Genomic DNA, 16,136 nt, shown 5'->3' on the forward strand with positions numbered 1-16,136 from the left:
TCATCTGAAGCTGCTCGATCGGCGCGTAGTCGGTCGCACTGGTATTGATCTTCACGCCGGGAAGCAGCGTATCCGGGGCGAAGTCCCTCAGGCTGGCGGCCTGCTTCATCACATTCTCGCGGGTCAGGTTGTCGCCGCATTGCTGCAGCACCTGGACCATGGTCTGGGCCGCCGCATAGGCATATACCAGATTGGTGTCGGAGAGGTTCGCCCCCAGCATGTACTTGTCGATGAACGCCATGAATTTCTTCATGCCCGGGTCGTTTGCCCACTGGCTGTCGGACGCATCCTTGATATAGGTGGCCGACAATATGCCCTCGGAATTCTCCAGGCCGGCGGGCTTCATGACCGCGCCGATCGAGATCGACACGTCGGTCATGACATGCATCGGCTTCCATTCCAGCTCGGCCATCTTCTTGATCGCCTGGGCGGCGAATTTCGGCGTTGAAATATTGACGAATACGTCGGCGCCGGTACCCTTCAGCTTGACGATATGGGAATCGATCGAGGGCTCGGTGGTTTCGTAGCTTTCCTCGGCAATCAGGATGCTGGAGGTCTTGTCGCCGAAAATCTCTTTCAGCCCGGCCACGTAATCCTTGCCGAAGTCGTCATTGGCATAGAACACCGCGACCTTGGCGTTGGGCTTGGCCTTGAGGATGTATTTCGCGAATATTCGCGCTTCGACGCGGTAGCTCGGCTGAAAGCCCATGGTCCAGGGAAAGTCCTTCGGGTCGTTCCACTTGCTGGCGCCGGTGGCCAGGAACAGCTGCGGGACTTTCTTGCTGTTGTGATATTTTTGTACGGCGTTCTGTGTCGGCGTGCCCAATGCGTTGAAGATCAGGAACACTTCATCGCTCTCGATCAGCTTGCGGACCTGCTCCACCGTCTTGGGCGGGCTGTAGCTGTCGTCGTAAGAGATGAAGTTGATCTTGCGGCCGTTGACGCCGCCGGCGTCGTTGATCATCTTGAAATAGGCCTCCTCGGTCTTGCCGATGACGCCGTAGGCCGAGGCGGGCCCGCTATAGGCCTCGACATTTCCGATCTTGATTTCGGTGTCTGACGCGCCGGTGTCGTATTTCTTTTGCGCAAGTGCGCCGTGCGTCGCCAGCACGGTGAGGGCCGCGGCAGCGGCGAAAGAGAGCAGGTGTGAGATTCGCAAGAAGCGCTTCTTGTTCTTCATGGACAGTGTCCTTCATCAGGAGAGACGAACTCAGAGAGACGTGAAACCGGAACTTTGTCCGCCGATGGTCAATAGGCGACGGCCTGGGTATGCGCTCGCTGCCGAGGTCGATCACCGCCAGCCGTTCGGCGGGTGAAATCGGGCGATCCAGTCATGGTGGCGAATCGGCAAATCCTCCTCCGAAGGTCTGGCGGTCTGGTGCCGCCTGATCCTGCTTGATCTTACGCCGTTTGGGGCAAGTTGGGACGCCGTATCGGGATGCTGTCTTGCGTTAAGTAGCTGGCCTGTGGCCTGATCGGCTGGCGCGGCTGGAGCCAGCCACTCGACGCAAGTTGCGCCAGCCGAATCCGGCCATCGTAGGTCACCGCGGCGCAGCTATTTACGGGAGCGAAGCGAATGGGAAGCCCATTCTATACCGCCGAACACGAGGCCTATCGTGAGGTGGTGCGCCGCTTTGTCGAAAAGGAGATCGAGCCCTACGCCCACGAATGGGACGAGGCGGGAGGGTTCCCGCGCGTCCTGTACGAGAAGGCCGCCAACATCGGGCTGCTCGGACTTGGTTTTCCGGAAGAGTATGGCGGTACCGAAGTCGACAATTTCATGTGGATCGTCGCTGTCCAGGAACTGGCGCGGGCTGGCGCCGGCGGCGTCAGTGCGAGCCTGAAGAGCAATTCGATCGGCGCGCCGCCGATTGCGCGCGCGGGCAGTCCCGAATTGAAGGCGCGCGTGCTGCCGCAGATTCTCTCAGGCAAGAAGATCTCGGCGCTCGCGATCACCGAGCCGAGCGGCGGTTCCGACGTCGCCAACCTGCGCACGTCGGCGCGCCGAGAGGGCGATGTCTATGTCGTCAACGGGGAGAAGACCTTTATCACCTCCGGCATGCGCGCCGATTATATCACCACGGCGGTGCGCACCGGCGGGCCTGGTCCCGGCGGTGTCAGCCTGCTGGTAATCGAGGGCGACACGGCTGGGCTCTCGCGCACGCCATTGAAGAAAATGGGCTGGTGGGCTTCGGACACCGCGACCCTGCATTTCGACAATTGCCGTGTGCCGGCCGGAAACCTGCTCGGGGAAGAGGGCCGGGGTTTCAAGATCATCATGCACAATTTCAACAGCGAGCGGCTGACGATGGCGGCCGGCTGCATCGCGGCGGCGCGGGTCTGTTGTGACGATGCGGTAGAATACGCAAAACAACGGCACACCTTTGGAAAGCCGCTGGCGCAGCATCAGGTCATCCGGCACAAGCTGGTCGATATGGCGCAGCGGGTCGCGGCGTCGCAGGCGATGCTGGAAATGCTGGCGTGGCGGCTCGACCAAGGCGAAAGTCCGGTCGCCGAGATCTGCATGCTGAAGAACCAGGCGACGCAGACCATGGCGTTCTGTGCCTCCGAGGCCGTGCAGATTTTCGGCGGCGCCGGCTATATGCGCGGCATCAAGGTCGAGCGCATCTACCGCGAGGTCAAGGTCAATGCGATCGGCGGCGGCAGCGAGGAGATCATGAAGGACCTGGCCAGCCGCCAGATGGGGTTGTGACAAGGGGATAAAATGCTCTTCACTGCCGACCACGAAGAAGTCCGCCGCGCGTTGCAAAAATTCATTGCCGCCGAAATTAATCCCTTTGTCGACGAATGGGAGAAGGCGGATATTTTCCCGGCCCACGAACTATTCAAGAAGCTCGGCGACCTCGGCTTTCTCGGCCTCAACAAGCCGGTGGATTTCGGCGGCCAGGGGCTCGATTACAGCTACGCGCTGATGATGGCGGAAGAACTCGGCGCGATCCGTTGCGGCGGGGTACCGATGGCGATCGGGGTGCAGACCGACATGGCGACGCCGGCGCTGGCGCGGTTCGGCTCGGACGAGGTGCGCCGGGAGTTTCTGGCGCCTGCGATCGCGGGCGCTGCGGTCGCCTGCATCGGCGTGTCCGAACCGGGCGCCGGCTCGGATGTCGCCTCGATCAAGACCCAGGCCCGGTCGGACGGTGACGATTACGTCATCAATGGCGGCAAGATGTGGATCACCAACGGCGTCCAGGCCGACTGGATTTGCCTGCTTGCGAACACCAGCGATGGCCCAAAACATCGCAACAAGTCGCTGATCTGCGTGCCGATGAAGACCAGGGGCGTCGAAATCGCCCGCAAGCTCGACAAGATGGGGATGCGCTCGTCCGATACCGCCCAGATTTTCTTCGACGATGTGCGGGTACCGAAGCGCAATCGCATTGGCGAGGAAGGCCACGGCTTCACCTACCAGATGGTGCAATTTCAGGAAGAGCGGCTGTGGGGCGCTGCGGCGTGCCTCAAGGCGCACGAATATATCATCGCCGATACGATCGAATATACCCGCAATCGCAGGGCATTCGGGCAGAGCATCCTGGACAATCAAACCGTCCACTTCAAGCTTGCGGAAATGCAGACCGAGGTCGAATTGTTGCGGGCGCTGGTCTATCGCGCGGCGGAGGCGCTCGTTGCCGGCGAGGACGTGACAAAGTTGGCGACCATGGCCAAGCTTAAAGCGGGTCGGTTGGGCCGTGAATTGACCGACGCCTGTCTGCAGTTCTGGGGCGGCATGGGTTTCATGAATGAGACACCGGTCAGCCGCGCCTATCGCGACAGCCGCCTGGCATCGATCGGCGGCGGCGCCGATGAGGTGATGCTGACGGTGCTGTGCAAGATGATGGGCACGCTGCCCGGAATGAACCAGAAATAGGGAACACCGGATGATCACGCTTTATCATTGCCACGCAGCGCGCTCGTTCCGGCCGCTGTGGATGCTGGAAGAAATGGGGCTGCCTTACGAGCTGAAGATGCTGCCGTTTCCGCCGCGAATGTTCGCCAAGGAATATCTCGCGCTCAATCCGCTCGGCACGATTCCCTTCATGATCGACGGCGAAACCAGAATGACGGAATCCTCCGGCATCTGCCATTATCTCGGCACCCGCCATGGACCGACGCCGCTGGTCGTCGGCCTCGACGAGCCGGCCTATGGCGCGTTCCTGAACTGGATGTATTTCAGCGATGCCACGCTGACCTTTCCGCAGACGCTGGTGCTGCGCTACACCCAGCTCGAGCCCGAGGAACGGCGCAATCCGCAAGTGGCCACCGACTACGCCAAATGGTTCCTGGGCCGGCTGCGGGCTGTCGAGGCCGCGACCGCCAAGACCGAGACGCTGTGCGCCGATCGCTTCACCGCGGCCGATATCGTCATCGGCTATGCGCTGCGGCTAGCCGAAAATATCGGGCTGGCGAAAGATTTCGGACCCAACGTCGCCGCCTACTGGCAGCGCCTGCAGCAACGCGACGGCTACAAAAGGGCGGTCGCCGCGGAAGAACTAGCCGGAGAGCAGCAGAAAGTGGCTCCCCGCGTCCGCGGCTGAACCCCAAGGATCGCTCGGCATTCCGGGTTCGATGCTTCGCATCGCCCCGGAATGACGCTATGGTTGCCTCAGCACAGCGGCCGAAAGAGCCGCGCGAGGAGGGCTCGACCATGGACGACAAAGGCTGCGAATCCGGCCATCTGATGCTGATCACACCCGAACGCGTGTTTTACGCCGGCCTGCTCGGCCGTCCGCGCCAACGCTGTTCGGGCGCGTTTCACGTCTATGTTGCGATCAGGGGTGGTCTTCGGCTGGCTGCCGAAGGCGCCGTTGAGAGCTACGGCGAATTGGCGGTGGTGCCACCGAATCTGCGGCACACCATCGCCAGCGACTACCGCTCCGTGATTTGCATCCTGATCGAGCCTGAAACCGTCTGTGCCGGCGCGTTCGATTTATTGGCAAAGCGCCTGTCGGACGCCGAACGCCAGTTCTTCGTGTCCCGGATCCGCGCGGTTTACGAACAATTGCAGCATCAGCCATGGGGCGGCGATATCCCCAGTGCCGCGTTCGACATCATGTGCTTTGGCGAAGCGCTGCCGCGGCGAACCCTCGATCCGCGCGTGATCCAGGCGATCGCGCAAATCGGCCGGTTTTCCGGCGACCCGGTGACGGCGGCAAGCTGCGCGGCGGAGGCCGGATTGTCCTCGTCGCGCTTCCTGCATCTGTTCAAGCAGGAGACTGGCATCTCATTTCGTGCCTTCCGCGCCTGGAAACGCGCGCGGCACCTGCTGCATTTCGCTAATCAGGACCTCAATCTCGCGCATCTGGCCCAGGATATCGGCGCTTTTATGGGCTGAAGCCGCGCGCGATCTTCTCGGGTTCCCGCGACCTCGCGATCTACGACCGGGTCGGAGCGGGCGATAGCGCGTGGACGCAAGAAGCCGGATGATGCCGAACGCATGATCCGCCGGATTTCGGGTGCAAAACTCAAGAGAATCAAGGCGGCTCCATGAGCGACAAAGCTGTCATCACCTGCGCGCTGAACGGCGTGCTGACCGACCCGAAGCAGCATCACGTCCCGGTTACCCCTGAGGAAATGGCGCGCGAGGCGAAATCCGCTTTCGACGCCGGCGCCAGCGTGATGCATATCCATTTGCGCCAGCAGGCGCCGGGCAAGGGACACCTGCCGTCCTGGGAGGTCGCCATCTCCCGCGAGATCCAGCAGGCGATCCGCGAGGCCTGCCCGGGCGTGATCATCAATCACACCACGGGTACTTCAGGTCCCAATTATTCCGGCGCGCTGGATTGCGTGCGCGAGACCAGGCCCGAGATGGCGGCCTGCAACGCCGGCTCGCTGAATTATCTCAAGGTAAAGGCCGACAACAGCTGGGCCTGGCCTCCAATGATGTTCGATAACGCGGTCGAGAAGGTGCAGGACTATCTCGACGTCATGAAGGAGGCGCAGACGATTCCCGAATTCGAATGCTTCGATGTCGGCATCGTGCGCTGCGTCGGGATGTACCGGCAAGTCGGGATGTATAAGGGGCCGCTGGAGTATAATTTCGTGATGGGGGTCGCCTCGGGCATGCCGGCCGATCCCGAATTGCTGCCGATCCTTTTGAAATTGAAATTGCCGCAAGCCCATTGGCAAGTCACGGCGATCGGACGGGCGGAAATCTGGCCGCTGCACCAGCGTTGTGCCGATCTCGGTGGTCATCTTCGCACCGGGCTCGAAGATACCTTCTATCAGCCCGACGGTGTCAAGGTGACGTCCAACGGCCAGCTGATCGAGAGCATCGCAGCGTGCGCGCGCCGGGCAGGTCGCGAAATAGCGACTCCGGCCGAGGCACGGCAGATTTTCGGGATTCTCCACTAAACCGTCAATCCGGGATGGGCATCGCGCGAACCCGGAAAATGACGCAAATGAGGGAGTGGAACGTCATGACCAATCTCGCAGCGACTGGCGGCGTACCGGGCCCGGGCCGGATCGGCCGGGTGGCGATCGGCGATCTCTTGAAACGCGCGGCGGCGCGCTTTCCCGATCGCACCGCCGTCACCGACGGCACGCGGCGCGTAACCTTCACCGAGCTCGAGCGCGACGCCAACCGCTTTGCCAATTATCTGGTCGGGCGTGGACTGAAACCCGGCGCGAAGATTTCGACCATCTGCAACAACTCGGTCGAATTCGTCAAAGCGCTGTTCGGCATTCATCGCGCCGGCCTGGTCTGGGTGCCCGTCAACACCATGCTCGGGCCTGCCGATATGGACTATATCCTCGATCATGCGGAGGTGCGTTTCGCGCTGATCGACGACAATCTGTACGGCCAGCCGGACCGGCGCGCGGCGCTGCAAAAGCGCGGCATCGACCTGATCGCGGTCGATCTGGCCGGCACGGCCGCCGCGGCAGGTCTGGAAAATTTCAACGATCTGCTGACAGGCCGTTCCGAGATCGAACCGGAGATCGACATCGACGACCGCGATCTGGCGATGATCATCTACACCAGCGGGACGACCTCGCGCCCGAAAGGCGCGATGCATTGTCATCTCGCGGTGGTGATGGCGGTCATGAGCAATGCCATCGAAATGCACCTCGACCGCAACGACGGCATCACCGGGCAGTTTCCGTTGTTCCACTGCGCCGGCCATGTGCTGTTGCTGAGCTACCTGTCGGTCGGCGGCCGGATGGCGCTGATGCGCGGCTTTGACCCGGTGGTGTGCATGGAAGCGATCGTGCGCGACAAGCTGACCGTGTTTGTCGGCCTGTCACTGATGTATCAGGCAATTCTCGATCATCCGCGTCGCCGCGAATACGACTTGTCGGGCTTGCGCGCTTGCATTTACACCATGGCGCCGATGGGCCGCCCGCTGCTCGAGCGCGCGATAGCCGATCTGTGCCCGAATTTTGTTCTCACCAGCGGCCAGACCGAAATGTATCCGGCCACCACGATGTCGCGCCCCGAGGTCCAGCTCGAGCGTTTCGGCAATTACTGGGGCGAGTCGCTGATCGTCAACGAGACCGCGATCATGGATGAAAACGGCAATCTCTTGCCGCGCGGCCAGCCCGGCGAATTGGTGCATCGCGGGCCGAATGTCATGCTCGGCTATTACAAGGACCCGAAGGCGACCGAAGAGGCGCGCAAATTCGGCTGGCATCACACCGGCGATCTCGCGCTGATCGATGAACGCGGCGAGGTGCTGTTCCTCGATCGCAAGAAGGACATGATCAAGTCCGGCGGCGAGAACATCGCCTCCGTCAGGATCGAGGAGACGCTGCTCGCCCATCCCGCCGTCCAGAACGCCGCCGTGGTCGGCCTGCCGCACCCGCAATGGGGCGAGGCGGTCTCCGCCTTCGTCAAGCTGAAGCCTGGCGCGCATGCCGAAGAAGCCGGAATCCTCGAGCATTGCCGCAAGCATCTCGGTGGCTTCCAGATGCCGAAATTCATCAGGATTCTCGACGACATGCCGATGACCGCGACCGGCAAGCTCCGCAAGGTCGAACTGCGCCAGGCCTTTGCCGAACACTTCACGAAAGAGGGCGCATAGCCCCGGAAAGTGCAGTCGGAAATGGCCGTTATTGAATCGACGATCGCGCCCGGCAGCGACGGCTACGGCAATAATCGGACCGGAATGCTGGCGTTGATTGCGCGCATGCGCGTGCTGGAGGAGCGGACCCGCGCGGCTTCGGCCGCCGCCAAGGACCGCTTTCACAAGCGCGGGCAATTGCTGCCGCGCGAGCGCGTGGCGCTGGTGCTCGATCCCGGGGCGCCCTTCATCGAACTCTCCACGCTCGCGGGTTACCGGTTCGATGTACCGGACCCCGAGAAGAGCGTACCCGGTGGTGGCGTGATCGCCGGGATCGGCTTCGTCGCCGGAATCCGCTGCATGGTCAGCGCCAACGATGCCGGCATCGATGCCGGCGCGCTGCAGCCTTACGGCCTCGACAAGACGCTGCGGGTGCAGGAATTGGCGCTGGAGAACAAGTTGCCTTACGTGCAACTGGTCGAAAGCGCCGGCGCCAACCTGTTGCGCTATCGGGTCGAGGATTTTGTCAGGGGTGGCAACATCTTTCGCAATCTGGCGCGGCTGTCGGCGGCGGGCTTGCCGGTGGTCACGGTGACGCATGGCTCGTCCACGGCCGGCGGCGCCTATCAGACCGGGCTGTCGGACTACATCGTGATGGTGCGCGGCAGGACCCGGGCGTTTCTCGCCGGGCCGCCGCTGTTGAAGGCCGCGACCGGGGAAATTGCCACCGAAGAGGAGCTCGGCGGCGCCGAGATGCACACCAGCATTTCGGGTCTCGGCGACTATCTCGCCGAGGACGACCGCGACGCGCTGCGGATCGCGCGCGACATCATGGCCAACCTGGAATGGGACCGGCCGCGCGCGGACAGAACCTCGCATCGTCCGCCCCGCCATGATCAGGAGGAACTGCTCGGCATCATGCCGATGGATCACAAGCGGCCGGTCGACATGCGCCAGGTGATCGCGCGTATCGTCGACGATTCCGATTTCACCGACTTCGGCGCCAGTTACGGCCCCGCCACGGTGTGCGGTCACGCCCGTATCGAAGGCCAGGCGATCGGGATCGTCACCAATAACGGACCGCTCGATCCCGATGGCGCCAACAAGGCGACGCATTTCATCCAGGCCTGCTGCCAGTCGCGCACGCCGCTTTTGTATCTGAACAACACCACCGGCTATATGGTCGGCAAGGCCTATGAAGAAGCGGGCATGATCAAGCATGGTTCGAAGATGATCCAGGCGGTGACCTCCGCCACCGTGCCGCAGGTCACGATCTATTGCGGCGCCTCCTTCGGTGCCGGCAATTACGGCATGTGTGGCCGTGGCTTTCATCCCCGCTTCTGTTTCTCGTGGCCCAACGCTAAAACCGCTGTGATGGGCGGCGAACAAGCCGCCGAAACCATGGCGATCGTGACCGAGGCCGCCGCGATCCGGCGCGGCAAGCCGATCGAGAAGGAAAAACTCGATGCGATGAAAGCTCAGATCATCGGCGTGTTCGATGGCCAGATGGACGTGTTCTCGACCAGTGCCCGCCTGCTCGACGACGGCGTGATCGATCCGCGCGACACCAGGGCGATCGTGAGCGAGGTGCTGGCGATCTACCGCGAGGCCGAGGCGCGTATCCCGCAGCGCATGCAGTTTTCGGTCGCACGGCCATGAGCAGGCCGATGCAGCTCAAGGCGTTCCGCAAAATCCTGATCGCCAACCGTGGCGAGATCGCGCTGCGGATCATGCGCACCGCGCGCCGGCTTGGCTATGGCGTGGTCGCGGTCTATTCCGATGCCGACCGCGAGAGCTTGCATGTGCGCGAAGCGGATGAGGCCGTCCGGATCGGCGAGGCGCTGCCGGCGCAATCCTATCTCAACATGGGAGCGATCATCGCGGCGGCTAAATCAAGCGGCGCGGATGCGATTCACCCGGGCTATGGCTTTCTCGCCGAGAACGAGGATTTTGCGCAGGCCTGCCGCGATGCCGGTCTCGTGTTCGTCGGGCCGTCGCCTGAAGCCATCAAGGCGATGGGCAACAAGGCCGGCGCCAAGGAAATTATGAAGGCCGCTGGCGTGCCCTGCGTGCCCGGTTATCAGGGCGCGGACCAGAGCGACAGCGCGATGCTGGCCGAGGCCCACAGGATCGGCTTCCCCGTGATGATCAAGGCGGTTGCCGGCGGTGGCGGGCGCGGCATGCGGCTGGTCGCGGACGCACCGGCCTTTCCCGATGCCTTGCGCGGTGCGCGCTCCGAGGCGCAAAGCGCCTTCGGCGACGCCAGCGTGATCCTGGAGCGGGCGATTGCCGATCCCCGTCATATCGAGATCCAGGTGTTCGGCGACGCCTTCGGCAACGCCATCCATCTTGGCGAACGCGATTGCTCGGTGCAGCGGCGGCATCAGAAGCTGATCGAAGAAGCGCCGTCGCCGAAGGTCACGCCGCAATTGCGCGCGCGGATCGGCGGCATCGCGGTCAACGCGATCAAGTCGCTGGGCTATGAGGGCGCCGGCACGCTGGAGTTCCTGCTCGATCAAAGCGGCGAATTCTATTTCATGGAGATGAATACCCGCCTGCAGGTCGAACATCCCGTGACCGAGGCGATCACCGGGGTCGACCTGGTCGAATTGCAGTTGCGCATCGCCAGCGGCGAGCCGCTCGGACTGCGGCAGGAGGACGTCAAATTCTCCGGCCATGCGATCGAGGTGCGGCTGTGCTCGGAGGACGCGGCGCATGATTTCATGCCGCAATCCGGCCGGATGGCGTCGTGGCGGATGCCGGACGAGCTTCGCGTCGAGCACGCGCTGCGATCCGGTTCTGAGATTCCGCCGTTCTATGATTCGATGATCGCCAAGCTCATCAGCCACGGCGCGACCCGCGACGAAGCGCGGCGCAGGCTTATTCACGGCCTCGAGCAAACCGTGGCATTCGGCGTGACGACCAATCAGACATTTCTGGCCGCCTGTCTGCGGCATCCGGAATTTGCGGCAGGGGAAGCCACCACGGCCTTCATTGGACGAAACCGGGCCGTTCTGCTCGCCCCGCGCAATGACGCGGATTCGGATGCGGCCTTGGCGGCCTTGCTGCTGTACGTCACGGATCCTTTCGCGCCGCCATGGCGGAGCGGACGGACGCTGGCGGCGACGTTGCTGCTTCCCGCCCGAGTTGGGCTGGATGATCGCATCTACGATATCGAGATCGGGCGTGAGCGCGAGGGCGGTTATGCGGCCCGCCTCGATGGGGCGGAGTTCAGGTTCGAGATCGACGAGCTTGGCCGCGAGGCCATTCGTTTCCGTAGCAACGGCCTCACCGAATCGGTAAGATTTTTCCGTGACGGCGATCGCCTTTACATCCTGCGCCGGGGCGTCACGTTTTCGGCCCGCGATCTCACGAAGTCAGCGCCGGCGTCCGCGGCCGTAAGCAGCAGCGATGGCCGGATCCGTGCCGCGATGAACGGCCGCGTGGTTGCGGTTCTGGTCAAACTGGGAGAACGCATCACAGCCGGTCAGCCGGTCATTACGCTGGAGGCGATGAAAATGGAACACGTTCATTCTGCCCCGATTTCGGGCTCGATTTCTGCCATCGATGTCACGGAGGGTGAGCAGGTGACGACCGGAAAGATTGTTGTCGAGATCGACGCCTCGGGCGCGTGATTTTCTCGTGATATCTGGAAGAGACACATCCTCGGCCTACAGAAAAGTTCAAATGAACATCCGGGGGAAACGGTACACAGGGAGGACAGAGAATGGCGGGCATACATTCGCTCGATCGACTGATCGGTGACGCGTATCCGATTTTTGCCACGGAAGCCGACGTCCGTGCCTTCGAGCAGGTCCCTTACGCAGACCGCATCGCCGCCCAGAGTACCTACGATGCAATCAAGCTCGGGGCAGCCAGGAATCCTGATGCGCCCGCCATCCAATTTCTCCCCAATGCTGAGCCGGCAGACACGCCAATCGTCATTTCCCACCGCGATTTCGTCGCGCGCGTGACGCAAGCCGCCAATATGTTCCACGCGCTCGGAGCCGGCAGCGGTGACGTGGTGAGCTTTCTGCTTCCGCTGCTGCCGGAGGCCTTTATCACGCTGTTCGGCGCCGAGGCTGCCGGCATCGCCAATCCCGTCAATCCGCTGCTTGAGCCGCATCAAATCGCGGAAATCCTGGAGGCCGCGAACACCACGATCCTTGTCGCCCTCGGCCCGGTGCCCGGCACCGACATATGGAGGAAGGTGGAGCAAATCCGCGGCAAGTTGAAACACCTCAAAGCCATCGTGCAGGTCCACGGCCCCGGCGATCCCGCGAACAAGATTTATTCCTTCGGTGATCTCATCAAGGCGCAGCCTTCCGACAGGCTTGTCAGCAACAGGCGGATTTCCGGCGACGAGATCGCAGCTTACTTTCACACCGGAGGCACCACCGGCACGCCGAAGCTTGTCTGCCACACGCACGCCAATCAGGTCTATCAGGCCTGGGCCTGCAATCTCCTGCTCAAGTCGAGACCCGGAGCCAATCTGCTGTTTGGCATGCCGCTGTTCCATGTCGGCGGCTCGCTCACACAGGCCCTGAGCAACCTGTCAGCAGGCAACTGCCTGGTCGTTCTGTCGCCCGCCGGATGGCGCAATCCCGCGGCCATAAAAAACATCTGGGGTCTTGTCGAACGCTTCAAGCCCGAAATACTGTCGAGCGTCCCGACGGTTCTGGCTGCGACCCTTGCCATCCCGCCCGGCAACGCTGACTTGTCGAGCTTGCAATGCGCGGCGGGCGGCGGATCAGCCATTCCCGTGGCTGTCGGCAAGGCGATCGAGGAACGATTTAGGATCCCGGTTGTGGAAGTCTATGGCATGACCGAGACCTCGAGCGTTCACACCATGGCTTACCTCGATCGTCCCATCCGTCTCGGGTCTGTCGGCCTCCCGGTGCCCTATAGCCGTGTTCGCATCGTCAAGCTCGACGAGCACAATCACGTTGAGCGTGACTGCGAGCCCGACGAGATCGGCGTCGTGCTGATGGCTGGACCCGGTGTCTTCCGCGGCTATCTCAACGAAGTGCACAACAAGAGCGCATTCGTGGACGGGATTTGGGTCAACTCCGGAGATTTGGGTCGTCTCGACAGGGATGGCTACCTCTGGATCACCGGCCGGGCAAAGGATCTCGTCATTCGTGGCGGCCACAACATCGATCCCGGCCCGATAGAGGATATCTTGTTTCGGCATCCCGCCGTCGGCTTTGCTGCCGTCGTCGGTCAGCCGGACCTTTATGCCGGCGAGTTGCCGGTGGGCTACGTGCAATTGAAGTCAGGAGCAAGTGTCCAACCGGGCGAGTTGGAAGCCTGGGTCAGTGAGCGGACGCCCGAGCGCGCCGCCGTGCCCGTGCAGATCATCCCGATCGATCCGATGCCGCTCACCGGCGTCGGGAAGGTGTACAAGCCCCAGCTTCGGTGGGACGCCGCCAAACGGGTATTCACCAACGTTCTCTCGCCACTCGTCGCAAGAGGCATCACCTGTCAGGTCGAGGTGGGGCTCCATGGCACCCATGGCAGCATCGCCACGGTCACGATCGCGCAAGTCCCGGAACCAGCGCGCGAGGCCATCGCCGACGAGGTGCACACCTTGCTCGCCCCGTTCGTGATGCGCCACCAGATCGTCTATGTGTAGTAATGCTGCCGGGGCAGCGAGCATCGAGGAGCTGTCCAACAAATTCGTCATGGCCGGGACATAGGCGAGCGGAAGCGACGCCGTCCTTCGGAGGAGGCGAGCGGAAGCGACGCCGTCCTTCGGACGGCTAGACCCGGCCATGACGAAAAGCGCCGTCGATCAGTGCACGCCGCCCGTCACGTGCAGCGTTTCGCCGGTGATGTAGGAGGCATCGTTCGACGCGAAGAAAGCCACCGCCGCGGCGATCTCCTCGACCTTGCCGATCCGCCCCATTGGCGTGATGGACTCGATCCATTTGCGCATGTCGCCCTCGGCCAGGCCGGCGGAGACGACGCCTTCGGTGGCGATCATGCCGGGATTGACGGTGTTGACGCGGATCTTGCGCGGCGCCAGTTCCTTTGACAGCACCGAGGAAATGGCGTCCACCGAGGCTTTGGTTGCGGTGTAGACGGCGCTGCTCGGCGGCGCAATCGTCGACACCCCGGAGCTGATATTGATGATGCTGCCGCCGGCCGGATTGAAGTGGCGCACGGCCTCCTGCGACACCAGCAGAAGGCCGAGCACGTTGAGATCGAAATGCTTGTGGAAGTGTTCGGCCGTGATGCCGTCCAGCGGCGCGAACTCGTAAAGGCCCGCATTGTTGACGAGGATGTCGATCGCGCCGAACGCCTTGACCGTCTCGGCCACCACTGTTTTCACATCGCTGGCGTCGGTCAGATTGCCGTGGACGGCGACGGCCTTGCCGCCCTTGCCGGTGATGGCAGCCACGACGCGGTCGGCGGCCTGCTTGCTGGCGCTGTAGTTGACGGCCACCGCGGCGCCCTCCGCGGCGAGGCGGACCGCGATCTCGGCGCCGATACCCTTGGATGCGCCGGTTACCAGCGCCACTTTGCCTTCAAGTCTCTTGGTCATCTTGCTCTCCATGATCGCGCGGACGCGCTATTGTTCAATAGTTCAGTAATAGTGAACTATTGAATGAGTTCAAGGGAGGCGCTATATATTTGGGCATGGTGCAATTTGTTCACCCCTCGCGCGAGGACATCACATTGGCGGGAGTGCTGGCAGCGCTCGCCGACCCGATGCGGTTGCGCATCGTCAAAAGCCTGCTCGGGCAGAACGACTGCATGTCCTGCACCGAAGCCGCCCCGTGCGCCGGCATGGCCAAGTCGACGCTGTCGAACCATTTCCGAATTCTGCGCGAATCCGGCCTGATCCAGACCTCAAAAAAAGGCGTCGAACACCGCAACGTCGTGCGCGAGGCTGACATCAACGCGCGGTTTCCAAGATTGCTGAAGACGATTTTGGGATATTCGGAGTGAGGGAGTGATCATCGGACGCGCGTTCGCGCGACCGCTGGCTAATCCACGTTGCGAGGGCGCGACAGTCGTTCAACAGCGCGCGCCCGACGGAGGCCAGAACCAACATGCGAAAGCGAGTTTTGACCGTTCTCGGTGTGTTGCTGATCGCCGCTTTAGCGATTCCGACGGCCACGATCGCGCGTCACAGCCGCAAGCCCGCGCGCGCGGCTGTTCCGGCAACCCAGCAGCCTCGCCACACCCGTCACGGGCCTTCCGCGCCTGCGGTCACTGGCAATGAAAGCTGCGATATCATTTGGTGCTATCGAGACTGAGCTTGCGGAATACGGCTATGCTGCCGCGAAGCAAGCGTAGCCCGGATGAGCGAAGCGACATCCGGGGTCTTCGCTTTATCAATCCCGCATATCGCTGCGCTCATGCGGGCTACTTGCTCTTGAACCACACTCCGACAGACAATCTGGATCCGGCATTCGCTATGGCCAGCCGACATCGGCGCGAGCTTTTTTGCGGCAGGACAATCAACCCCTCACCGGTGCCGTCAATGTTCGAGCCCAGCGGCGCTACCGTTGTGAGCATCGACGGGCCCCGTATCGCGGCTTTGGCGCAGTTCCTCCTTTAGTTGTCCCACCTCCCGTTCCAAGCGTTCGATGCGATCGAGAGTGTAGTCAAAGCTGGTGTAATCCATCGCTTGCAACCAGGCGAAGACGGCCGCGAGGGCGCGACGAAATTTCCCCTGCTCTGGGACCAGATGGTTCGCTGTGTCTGTCATTGGCTCCTCAGATTAAATTTCGATGCATTTCGCGTACTGCCTTCACAGTTGCGACCAACCGCCGTCGACCGGAAGTTCGACGCCGGTCATGAAGGTCGCGTCGAACGCGAGGAAGAGGACGGCCTTGGCGAGTTCCTCCGGCGTTCCGAAGCGCTTCATCGGAATGGCTTCGCGCATCTGCCCTGTGAGCTGGGCGGCCATGTCTTTATCGGGCATCGACTTGCCGACGATCGGCGTTTCGGTGGGGCCGGGCGACACCGCGTTGACGCGAATCCCCCGAGGAAGAAGCTCAACGGCGAACATCCGAGCGAAGGATCGCAGCGCAGCCTTGGCCCCTCCATATGCGGCGAGCATGGGCATCCCCTTGACGTTTGCGGTCGAGGTCGTGAGGACGACGGAAC

Annotated in this window: 13 protein-coding genes and 1 pseudogene; 10 read left to right on the forward strand and 4 right to left on the reverse strand. The window is 62.5% G+C overall.

Features of this window, described 5'->3' with window-relative positions; translation table 11 throughout:
* Positions 1–1,180, reverse strand: a 1,180-nt coding sequence (locus tag ABR948_RS23110; protein WP_428122513.1) for an ABC transporter substrate-binding protein, incomplete at its 3' end; no start/stop codon positions are given.
* Between the two features lie 396 nt (positions 1,181–1,576).
* On the opposite strand from ABR948_RS23110, the gene ABR948_RS23115 reads away from it, so the two are divergent.
* The 9 genes and pseudogenes from ABR948_RS23115 to ABR948_RS23155 all read left to right on the forward strand — a co-directional run bounded on the left by ABR948_RS23115 (position 1,577) and on the right by ABR948_RS23155 (position 13,650).
* Complete coding sequence (locus ABR948_RS23115) at positions 1,577–2,713, forward strand: acyl-CoA dehydrogenase family protein (RefSeq protein WP_428122515.1); 1,137 nt, start codon at positions 1,577–1,579, stop codon at positions 2,711–2,713.
* 12 nt (positions 2,714–2,725) lie between these two features.
* Complete coding sequence (locus ABR948_RS23120; protein ID WP_428122518.1) at positions 2,726–3,886, forward strand: acyl-CoA dehydrogenase family protein; 1,161 nt, start codon at positions 2,726–2,728, stop codon at positions 3,884–3,886.
* A 10-nt stretch (positions 3,887–3,896) separates the two neighbouring features.
* Positions 3,897–4,553 (forward strand): glutathione S-transferase family protein, encoded by a 657-nt coding sequence (locus tag ABR948_RS23125; protein WP_428122520.1) that lies wholly within the window; start codon positions 3,897–3,899, stop codon positions 4,551–4,553.
* 110 nt (positions 4,554–4,663) lie between these two features.
* A pseudogene (locus ABR948_RS23130) lies at positions 4,664–5,442 on the forward strand (helix-turn-helix domain-containing protein).
* A gap of 60 nt (positions 5,443–5,502) precedes the next feature.
* Positions 5,503–6,369, forward strand: coding sequence for a beta-keto acid cleavage family enzyme (locus ABR948_RS23135; RefSeq protein WP_428122522.1), 867 nt, complete (start codon positions 5,503–5,505; stop codon positions 6,367–6,369).
* Between the two features lie 65 nt (positions 6,370–6,434).
* Positions 6,435–8,036: an AMP-binding protein gene (locus ABR948_RS23140; RefSeq protein WP_428122524.1), complete on the forward strand. Its 1,602-nt coding sequence runs from the start codon at positions 6,435–6,437 to the stop codon at positions 8,034–8,036.
* A gap of 21 nt (positions 8,037–8,057) precedes the next feature.
* The gene (locus ABR948_RS23145) at positions 8,058–9,674 is read left to right on the forward strand and encodes an acyl-CoA carboxylase subunit beta (protein ID WP_428122527.1); all 1,617 of its coding nucleotides are present in this window, start codon (positions 8,058–8,060) and stop codon (positions 9,672–9,674) included.
* Positions 9,671–11,650, forward strand: a complete 1,980-nt coding sequence (locus ABR948_RS23150; RefSeq protein ID WP_428122530.1) for an acetyl/propionyl/methylcrotonyl-CoA carboxylase subunit alpha — start codon at positions 9,671–9,673, stop codon at positions 11,648–11,650. Before ABR948_RS23145 ends, ABR948_RS23150 begins: the two co-directional genes overlap by 4 nt.
* A 92-nt stretch (positions 11,651–11,742) precedes the next feature.
* Positions 11,743–13,650, forward strand: a complete 1,908-nt coding sequence (locus ABR948_RS23155) for an acyl-CoA synthetase (RefSeq protein WP_428122533.1) — start codon at positions 11,743–11,745, stop codon at positions 13,648–13,650.
* Positions 13,651–13,809: 159 nt separating this feature from the next.
* Here ABR948_RS23155 and ABR948_RS23160 read toward each other — a convergent pair whose 3' ends face one another.
* Positions 13,810–14,562 carry an SDR family NAD(P)-dependent oxidoreductase gene (locus ABR948_RS23160; protein ID WP_428122536.1) on the reverse strand — a complete coding sequence of 251 codons (753 nt, stop codon included), beginning with the start codon at positions 14,560–14,562 and terminating at the stop codon, positions 13,810–13,812.
* A gap of 95 nt (positions 14,563–14,657) precedes the next feature.
* On the opposite strand from ABR948_RS23160, the gene ABR948_RS23165 reads away from it, so the two are divergent.
* Positions 14,658–14,969, forward strand: coding sequence for an ArsR/SmtB family transcription factor (locus ABR948_RS23165; protein ID WP_428122538.1), 312 nt, complete (start codon positions 14,658–14,660; stop codon positions 14,967–14,969).
* A gap of 535 nt (positions 14,970–15,504) precedes the next feature.
* Here ABR948_RS23165 and ABR948_RS23170 read toward each other — a convergent pair.
* Together ABR948_RS23170 and ABR948_RS23175 are read right to left on the reverse strand one after the other, a co-directional pair.
* A complete protein-coding gene (locus ABR948_RS23170) occupies positions 15,505–15,735 on the reverse strand; it encodes a hypothetical protein (RefSeq protein ID WP_428122540.1) in 231 nt (76 codons plus the stop codon).
* 42 nt (positions 15,736–15,777) lie between these two features.
* The coding region (locus ABR948_RS23175) for an SDR family oxidoreductase (protein ID WP_428122542.1) at positions 15,778–16,136 on the reverse strand (359 nt) is incomplete at its 5' end.

The sequence above is a fragment of the Bradyrhizobium sp. genome (assembly GCF_050014615.1).
In the GTDB taxonomy this organism is placed as follows: domain Bacteria; phylum Pseudomonadota; class Alphaproteobacteria; order Rhizobiales; family Xanthobacteraceae; genus Bradyrhizobium.